Annotated in this window: 9 protein-coding genes; 4 read left to right on the top strand and 5 right to left on the bottom strand. The window is 68.6% G+C overall.

Annotated features, from left to right (window positions below; all coding sequences use genetic code 11):
- Positions 1–444: 444 nt before the first annotated feature.
- Positions 445–993, top strand: coding sequence for a flavodoxin domain-containing protein (locus ABD848_RS21095; protein WP_344975484.1), 549 nt, complete (start codon positions 445–447; stop codon positions 991–993).
- A gap of 147 nt (positions 994–1,140) precedes the next feature.
- Positions 1,141–1,680, top strand: coding sequence for a flavodoxin domain-containing protein (locus tag ABD848_RS21090; RefSeq protein WP_344975482.1), 540 nt, complete (start codon positions 1,141–1,143; stop codon positions 1,678–1,680).
- An 862-nt stretch (positions 1,681–2,542) separates the two neighbouring features.
- On the opposite strand, the gene ABD848_RS21085 is transcribed toward ABD848_RS21090, so the two are convergent.
- The 3 genes from ABD848_RS21085 to ABD848_RS21075 form a co-directional block, all read right to left on the bottom strand.
- Entirely contained in the window at positions 2,543–3,253 is a 711-nt protein-coding gene (locus ABD848_RS21085; RefSeq protein ID WP_344975480.1) for a CBS domain-containing protein, read from the bottom strand.
- A 100-nt stretch (positions 3,254–3,353) separates the two neighbouring features.
- Positions 3,354–4,010, bottom strand: a complete 657-nt coding sequence (locus ABD848_RS21080; RefSeq protein ID WP_344975477.1) for a CBS domain-containing protein — start codon at positions 4,008–4,010, stop codon at positions 3,354–3,356.
- Between the two features lie 50 nt (positions 4,011–4,060).
- Positions 4,061–4,807 (bottom strand): SDR family NAD(P)-dependent oxidoreductase, encoded by a 747-nt coding sequence (locus tag ABD848_RS21075; protein ID WP_344975475.1) that lies wholly within the window; start codon positions 4,805–4,807, stop codon positions 4,061–4,063.
- A 238-nt stretch (positions 4,808–5,045) separates the two neighbouring features.
- On the opposite strand from ABD848_RS21075, the gene ABD848_RS21070 reads away from it, so the two are divergent.
- Together ABD848_RS21070 and ABD848_RS21065 are read left to right on the top strand one after the other, a co-directional pair.
- A complete protein-coding gene (locus ABD848_RS21070) occupies positions 5,046–5,558 on the top strand; it encodes an STAS domain-containing protein (RefSeq protein ID WP_344975472.1) in 513 nt (170 codons plus the stop codon).
- Positions 5,555–6,226 carry a CBS domain-containing protein gene (locus ABD848_RS21065; RefSeq protein WP_344975470.1) on the top strand — a complete coding sequence of 224 codons (672 nt, stop codon included), beginning with the start codon at positions 5,555–5,557 and terminating at the stop codon, positions 6,224–6,226. Before ABD848_RS21070 ends, ABD848_RS21065 begins: the two co-directional genes overlap by 4 nt.
- Before the next feature lie 70 nt (positions 6,227–6,296).
- Here ABD848_RS21065 and ABD848_RS21060 read toward each other — a convergent pair whose 3' ends face one another.
- A complete protein-coding gene (locus ABD848_RS21060) occupies positions 6,297–6,977 on the bottom strand; it encodes a response regulator transcription factor (protein WP_344975467.1) in 681 nt (226 codons plus the stop codon).
- 192 nt (positions 6,978–7,169) lie between these two features.
- Positions 7,170–8,339 carry an acyl-CoA dehydrogenase family protein gene (locus tag ABD848_RS21055; RefSeq protein WP_344975464.1) on the bottom strand — a complete coding sequence of 390 codons (1,170 nt, stop codon included), beginning with the start codon at positions 8,337–8,339 and terminating at the stop codon, positions 7,170–7,172.
- Positions 8,340–8,345 lie beyond the last annotated feature (6 nt).

The raw sequence follows: 8,345 nt of genomic DNA, 5'->3' as shown, positions 1-8,345 counted from the left end.
CACCCCAGCCATAGCCCACCCCAGGCTGCCGAGATCGCGAAGCGATCGAGGCACGAGCCACGGGAAACCCTGCGCACTCTCCTCCAGCCAGAGCCCTCCCCCGCCGCACGCCTCCCGGGGGTAGCGCCGGGCCGGCAGGGGCGCGGCGGCTATGGCGAGAGTCGCCCCAACCGATCCGGGCGCCCCGGAGAGCACGGCCGTGGCTATAGCGCGTGCCCAGGTGGGGCCAGCCCCGCCCTCACATCGCCCCGGTGGCGCGGACTTCTCCCCACGAGGACGGCTTTTCCGGCCAAGCCGGCATGGCCCCGTGCCCCCTCGCCGCCGCCTCTCGAGGGCGCCAAGAGTCCTTAGCCCTTTCTATGAGGGAAGATTCGGCTATTCGCGGGCGCGTTCGGTGGGCAGTAGGAGGGAAAAGAATAACAACGCATACGGAGGGGGACCGACATGCGAATACTGATCGGATACGCCAGCCAGCACGGGTCCACGCGCGAGATCGCCGAACGGATCGCTCAACGGCTGCGCGACGGGGGCCACAACGCCGACGCGCAAGAGTTGACCGGCGCTGGTGACGCCGCCGGCTACGAGGCGTTCGTCATTGGCAGTGCCATCCATGGCGGCGACTGGCTTCCGCCGGCCATCGAGTACGTCAACCGCAACGCCGACCTGCTCGCGGCCCGCCCGCTGTGGCTGTTCAGCGTCGGGATGGCGAGCGTCGTCGGTGGTTGGTTCGAGAAGCACGTGCGCGACCCCAAAGCGGTCGCCACCTTCCGCACCACGATCCGCTCCCGCGAGCACCACCTCTTCGCCGGCGCCATCCGACACGACCACTTTCCCCCCATCGGCCGCGTGTTCTACCGGCTGATGCGGGGACGCTACGGTGACTTCCGCGACTGGGCCGACGTCGACGCCTGGGCGGAGAGCATCGCCACCGACCTGAGCATGGTGCCGCGTACCCATCCGAAAGGGGCCGGCCATGAGGGCACGCCAAGCTGATCGGTTAGAGACGGCGGATGCGACCCGGTTATCGTGTGCCGTACCCGCCGTCCTCACGCCCTCTTAACCGGAGGGTTCCGCGTCTTCGTTCCGCTGTCGGCCCGCGTTGGGTCGCACCTGCCATGATCTTGGCAGGGAGGAGTGGATATGCGGGTACTGATCGGATACGCCAGCAAGCACGGGTCCACGCGCGAGATCGCCGAACGGGTCGCCCAACGGCTGCGCGAACACAGCCACAATGCCGAGGCGCGCCCCTTCGCTCGCGCCCGGCGCGCCGACGCCTACGAGGTGATCGTGCTGGGGAGCGCCGTGTACTACTCCCGGTGGCTCAAAGAGGCCACGGCCTACGTGCGTCGTAACGCCACCGCGCTCGCGGCCCGCCCGGCGTGGCTGTTCAGTGTCGGAGCCGCACGCGCCGTCGGCGCCCGCTTCAACGCGCCGGTTAACCCGCCGCGCGACGTGACCAGTATCCAGCGCAAGATCCGGCCGCGCGGCCACCGCTTCTTCGCCGGTGCCCTGCGTAAGGAGCAGCTCCCCCTGCCCGGCCGGCTGCTTTCCCGACTGATGCGCAGCGGTCGTGCCGACTTCCGCGACTGGGCCGACATCGACGCCTGGGCCGACAAGATCGCCGCCGAACTCGCGGCCTCGGGCACCTCCAACGGGCGCTCCAAAGCCGCGAAGAACTGACGTTCTCCCGGCTCTATACCGGGCCGGGGGTCCTGCTTCCCGCGTGCAGCGGGGCTTGCGGTGGGGTGTGGGTTGGCGCTGAGGAGGTCGCGCGGCGTCTCCCGTCGCTCCTGCCTCGATCGCTGGGCGATCTCGAGAGCCCAGGGGTGGGTTGTGCCTTGGGTGGTTACCTCGATCTGCCGCCCCCGAGAGGCCGCACCCTGTCATGGGGCGGCTTCTCGGGGGACTGCGCCAACCTGCCGCCCCGACCCAAGAGGTCGCTACCCGTTGTCGTGCCTCGAGGTGTAGCGACGTCCTTCGCGTCGGGGCCGCCCGCATCGCTTCACGCCCCCCGAGCTACCGCGCCTCCTCAGGGTGTCGAGATCGCGTGGCGGTCGAGGTATGTGCGAACGACGCACTTTCCACCCTCGCCAGCCACAACCATCCCTCCGCGGGGAGCACGCCGATGAGGAGCGGGACGCACCGAAAACGCCGGGATCGTCCCTGAACACGGGGCGCACGCCAGCACAGACAGGTGTAACCGGAGATGGCGGAGACCCCCGCACGCGCGGGCTCGGTACCCGCTCCACCGACTGGCCGTCCTCCCCACGGACGGCAGTCTCCCCAGTCTGCATCTCTGGGCGCCATTTGCCACGTTCGGCAGCCGCCCCCAGCGCGGGGGTGGCTGCCGCGGCCAGTTCAGCCGCCCGAGCGAAGTTGGTTGCCGCGGTGCTATGGCGGTCGGACGCTCCGGCAGGCTGGGCGGGTCCGCAGTGCAGGAGCGGCGGGGTAGGCCGCCCGGGAGCCGCAACGGCGATCCCCTCGGACCGGGGATCGCCCGATCAGCGGCAGGAGCGGGCGGGAGCCCACCCGTAAGGGCTGCTCAACGCAGGTGAGGATACAGCAGGTCGTCGACCTTCCACGTGAGGTTGTCGATGACCGATACCGTGCCCTCGATCCGACTGACCTGGCGGGTGAGCATGTGGGCGACACTGCGGCTGGGCACCGCCCCCTGGAGCGTGACCACGCCGTCCTCAACCGTCTCGGTGACGTCGATGCCCTCTATGGTGCTCTTGGCGAATGCGATGTCCTCCCTGACTTCGTGGGCGATGTCGTCGTCGCCGCGCAGGAACACCCGCAGCAGATCCCGACGGCTGACCACCCCCGCCAACACGCCATGACGATCGACGACCGGCAGCCGTCGTATCCCGTAGCGCTCCATGACGCGGGCTGCCTCGGTGACAGACGCCGACGTCGAGATCGTGATCGGGGGCTGTGTCATCAGCTCGCCGGCCGTGGTCGCCAGGGCCCGCTTCTGGGCCCGTTCACCGTGAAACCCGCCGCTGCCCAGCATGGACCGCAGGTGAGCACGGATAGCGGGCCGGTAGTCGTCCGCGACGCCTTCGCCGTAGAACTCTTCCTTGCGCACCAGATCTTCATCGGAGACTACCCCGACCACGCTGCCCGTGTCGTCGGTCACCGGAAGGGAGTTGACCTCCTGCTCCAACAGGGTCTCGACAATCTCCTTGTATCCCGCGTTCTTGTGGAGCCAAACCGCGTCACTCGTCATCACGTCACCCACGGTGCTGTGCATGACGCCTCCTCACCTGTGTGTTCAATGGGATGGACTGTGCTGTCCTCCCAGCTCTCTTGGCCTGCCGCTGGTCTGCTCCGGGCGATCCGGCTGAGCCCGCTCAGCCAAACTCACGACCGGAGCCGGGCGAGGTCGTCGGCACGGGCGCTCGCCGCCACGGTCTCCAAGGCGACCTCGGCGCGACGGACCCCGGGGACCGTGCCCCCAAGGCGGCCACCACCCGCCCGGTGCCTGCGGGGGCTGGGCCAGTGACGGTCACGACGCCGTCATCCACGGTCACCGTCATCTCCTCGTGCGTGGGCACGCGCCGCGCGATCGCGGCCAAGAGTTCCTCGTGGATCTCGGCGTCGGGGCGAAGGTAGGCGGCCAGTACGTCACGGCGACGCACCACTCCCGCGATCGTGCCCCCGCGCAGCACTGGCACGCACCGCAGGCGAGTCTCAATCATCCGGTGGGCGAGTTCGTCGGCGTCGTCACCTTCGGATGCGGTGACCACTGCCCTGGTCATGACCTCGCACACCGTGTGTGGGTGCGTTCCGCTCGCCCCAGGCACGCATCGGGCGTAACCGGTGGGCTTTGGCTCGAACCGGTCGCGCAGCAGGTCGATCTCGGTGACGATCCCGGCCAGTACGCCGGAGTCGTCGACCACGGGCGCGGCCTCACATTCGCATTCGGCTAGCAGGCGGGCGGCTTCGCGCAGCGGCGTATCCTTGGCCAGCAGCGTACGTGACGGCGCCATCATTTCTCGTACCAGCATTGTTCCTCCACTGGCCCTGGCGTCGCTCGCGGGGCGGCAGGGCTCACCGGTCAGTCCTGAGGTAGGGGCAGGGTGGTGCCCGTGGTGGTCCCGCCGTCGAGAACGAACTCGCTTCCCGTCGAGAAGGTGGCCTCGGTGGCGATGAAGCGCACCATGCGCGCGACCTCTTCGGGCGTCCCGAAGCGCGCGATGGGCTGGTCGGCTACGAGGGAGTCGGCCATCGCGGCGGTCATGGGGGTGTGCACCAGCCCGGGGTGTACCGAGCACACCCGGATGTCGTCGGCGGCGAACTCCAACGCCGCCGTCTTGGTCAGGCCCCGCAGTGCCCACTTGCTGGCGGTGTAGGCGCCAATGTTGGCGTAGCCCTGCAACCCCGCCGTCGAGGAGATGTTGACGATCGTTCCCCCGCCGGAGCGGCGCAGCGAGGGCAGCGTGGCGCGCATCCCTAGCCAGGCCCCCACCAGGTTCACGTCCAGCACTCGCCGGAACTCCGCCTCGGGCTGCGACTCGATAGGCGTCACGGTGAGGATGCCCGCGTTGTTGACCAGGGTCGTCAACGGTCCGATCTCGCCTTCGACCACGGCCACCGCGTTCGTCCAACTGTCGGCGCGCGTCACGTCGAGATGGATGTAGTGGGCACCGTTGCCGAGGTCCTTGGCGAGCTGCTCGCCCTCGTCGTCCAGCACGTCGGCGATAGCCACACCGGCTCCCGTGTCGAGCATGGCACGTGCCACGGCCGCGCCGATGCCGCGTGCTCCTCCCGTCACTAGGACCGCCGAGCCGCTCGTGCCTGTCATGGCCAAACCCCTTTCGGCTTGTCCGCCTCCTGTCCTCATGCTCCTCGCGTGAGCAGGCCTGCTGACGGTGCTCCCAGGATGTGGAGTCACGGACTTTCGTATCGGCTTGTCATCGAGTCCCCTACCCCGCGCCAGGGGAGGCATTTCAGTCGAAAGGACAGTGCTGAGCAGGACATTCGTCCCTCGCCTTGGTGGGTGGCGGGGGGCACTGTAGAAGAACCAGCGAAGGGGGTCACCGATGATGCGTTCGGATGACCAGCCGAACCCGCCCGCGGGTCCGCACGGATTTTTCTCCGTTCTCGCCAATGTCCAGCGGGGCGGCGGCAACGTTGTGCACGTGTCGGGAGAACTCGACCTCGCGGCCGAGGAAGAGGTGGCCGCCATGTTGATCGACACCATCGCTGAGGTCGGTCCTGATCTCACCGTCGACCTTTCCGCGGTCACCTTCTGCGACGCTCGGGGGCTGGCGGTGCTGGTGCGGGTGGCCAACTGCGCCGCCCACCTGGGTGGGGCGCTCACCCTGTGCGGCACTCCTCCCCAGGTGAAGCGGCTGTTCCGGATCACCGGCCTGGAGTCTCGCTTCCTCAACGGCCAGCGCGACCGCTCGCGCTCGTCGCAAATGATGACGCAGCGCGAGTCCCCGCCGTCAGCATCGAGCACAACCTCGCTGCCGCCGCAGAGCGAAGGCGGCCACGGCTCCACCCACACCGAGAGGAGCCACCCCTCAGACGATCCCAGGGAGGACATATGACTATCCGCGTGCGCGACCTGATGACGCGCGACGTCGTGAGTATCTCGGCAGAGGCGGGAATCCGTGAGATCGCGCTCCTGTTGCACCGGTTCAAGGTCAGTGCCCTGCCTGTGGTCGACGATCACGACCGTGTGGTGGGACTGGTCTCGCAGTCGGACCTACTGCTTAGGCTCGCTGATCCGCTGACCGGGGAGAGCTGGCACATGACGCACGGCTGGACCCGCCACGACCGTTCTAAGGCCACCGCCACCACTGCGTGGCGGCTCATGACCGCCCCCGTGGTGACCGCGGCGCCCGAGGAAACCGTCGAGCAGGCCGCCACCCTCATGCACCGCTACCGGGTGAACCGGCTCCCCGTGGTCAACACCTCGGGGGCACTGCTCGGCATCCTCAGCCGCAGCGATCTGGTCGGGGTCTACACGCGGCCCGACGCCTGGATTCAGGATGCGATCTCCCGACGGCTGCTCATCGAGTTCGACCTCCCGGAGGTTCAGGCGAGCGTGGACAGGGGCGTCGTCACCCTCACAGGGCGGGTGCGGTTGCGTTCCAGTTCGCTCGCGTTGCGTCGCGCGATCCGCCACATCGAAGGGGCCGTCCACGTCGACGACCGCATCGAGTACGCCGCCGACGACCTCTCGCCGTTCGCCAGCATGCTGCTGCCCGAATGAGTGGGCTTGGCGCTGCGGGGCTGGGGGAGCGCCCGCAGCGGACGCCGCCCGCACCCTGGCCGGGCCGCGCTCAATTGGAGGACTGATGCGACGACTCCGCCTTGAGTTGTGCCGCGTAGGCGGCGGCCTGGGTGCGGCGCTGCATCTGGAGTTTCGACAGCACGCTGGAGACGTAGTTCTTCACGGTCTTCTCGGCCAGGAAGATGCGTTCCCCGATCTGGCGGTTCGTCAGCCCTTCGCCGATCAGCTCGAAGATGCGTCGTTCCTGAGCGGACAGTTCCGCCAGCGGGTCCTCGTGCGCCGCGGTCTCCCGCATCCGGCGCATGATCCGCGCCGTGCTGCCCGGGTCCAGTAGCGAGCCGCCCGCAGCCACGGTGCGGATCGCCCCCACCAGGTCAGAGCCGTGGATCTGCTTGAGGATGTAGCCCGACGCGCCGGCCATGACCGCCTCATAGAGGGCCTCGTCGTCGGAGTAGGAGGTCAGCATCAGGCACGTCAGTTCCGGCAGGGCCGATCGGATTTCGCGGCAGACCTCGACCCCGCTGCCGTCGGGGAGCCGCACGTCGAGCACAGCGACGTCCGGCCGGGCCGCCGGGACACGCGCGATGGCCCCGCTCGCCGTCGCGGCCTCGCCCGCGACCTCGATGTCGGCCTCTTCGGCCAGGAGCGCCGCGATGCCTCGCCGCACGACATCGTGGTCATCGACCAAGAACACCCGGATGGTGTCGCCGGCGTCGTTTGTCTGCGGCATCGGCCCTCACCCCCTTTCTGTGGGTACTCTCCCCGCCAGGAGCTCCAGGGCTGGAGGGGCGTAACGCTCCCGCCCGCCCAAAGCTGCGGTAGCGTTCCCCTACCCGCGAAGATTCCCTACCCACATGTGCTGGGAAAACGGCCCTTCCCGGTGATTTTCGCGGTCAAGGTGACAGCCCTGGCCGCGCTCGCCTCAGTGGCCTCGCGACGCTGCCTCGTCGATCGCCATGCGCGCGATGATGTCGCGCATCACCTCGCTCGGTCCGGCGGCGACGGTGGCTGCGCGGGCATCGCGGTAGGCGCGGGAGACGGCGGTGTCGTCGAGATAGCCGTGAGAACCATGCAGTTGCACGCTCGTGTCGGCCACGCGCACGGCGAGTTCGGTCGCCTGTAGTTTGGCCATCGAGCACACGTCCACGGCCGCCATCTCATCGTTTTGGTAACGCCACGCCGCGTGGTAGACGAGCTGGCGTGCCGCGGTCAGCTCGGTGGCGAGATCGGCCACACGGTGGCGGATGGCTTGGAAGCTTCCCAGTTTCGCACCGAACGCCTCACGTCGCCGCAGGTGCTCCCGGAGGTCGTGCATGCAGGCGTCCATCCCGCCCAGGGCGAGGACAGCGGCCACGATCCGTTCCATCTGCAAGCCCCGCATCAGGTGGTAGAACCCGCTCCCCGGCCGGCCGAGGAGTTGCCGTTCGGGCACGCGAACCGCCTCGAAGTCGACCATGGTCGGGTCGGCGCTGCGCCATCCCAGGGTTTCCTGCCTACTCACAGTGATCCCGGGGGTCGCAGCATCGACGACGAACAGCGACAACCCCGCCGCTCCGAGGCTGTCGAGGGAAGTGCGCGCCACGACGACGTGGAAGTCGGCGCTGGACCCGTTGCTCACCATGCTTTTGCGGCCGTTGAGGACGAAATGGTCCCCTTCCCGGTGTGCGGTTGTGGCGATTCCGGCCATGTCAGCGCCGGCCGAGGGCTCGGTGATCGCGAGCGCAGCGATGCTGTCACCGGCCACGGCTGGGGCGAGGTAGGTCTCGCGTAGGAAGGCCGAGCCGGCCCGGGCCAAGTAGTAGGTCGCCATGTAGGCGTGGACCGAGACGGCCGCACGCACCCCGCCATAGCCGGTTCGGCCCAACTCTTCCAGGAAAACCACCGTGGTGAACAGGTCCCGACCGCCGCCTCCCACCTCAGGGGAGTGGAACAGGCCGAGCAGTCCTTGCCCGGCCAGGGACTTCCATGCGCTGCGCGGCACCCGACGCTGCTCCTCCCATTCGTGGGCGAACGGCACGACCTCACGCTGCAGGAACCGCTCGACTTCGCCGCGGAAATCGGTGTGCTCGGCTGAGAAGTAGATTGTGTCCACGATCTT

Source organism: Salinactinospora qingdaonensis, from assembly GCF_039539445.1.
In the GTDB taxonomy this organism is placed as follows: domain Bacteria; phylum Actinomycetota; class Actinomycetes; order Streptosporangiales; family Streptosporangiaceae; genus Salinactinospora; species Salinactinospora qingdaonensis.
The sequence above is the reverse complement of the archived record's forward strand: the minus strand, read 5'-3'. Positions and strand labels throughout refer to the sequence as shown.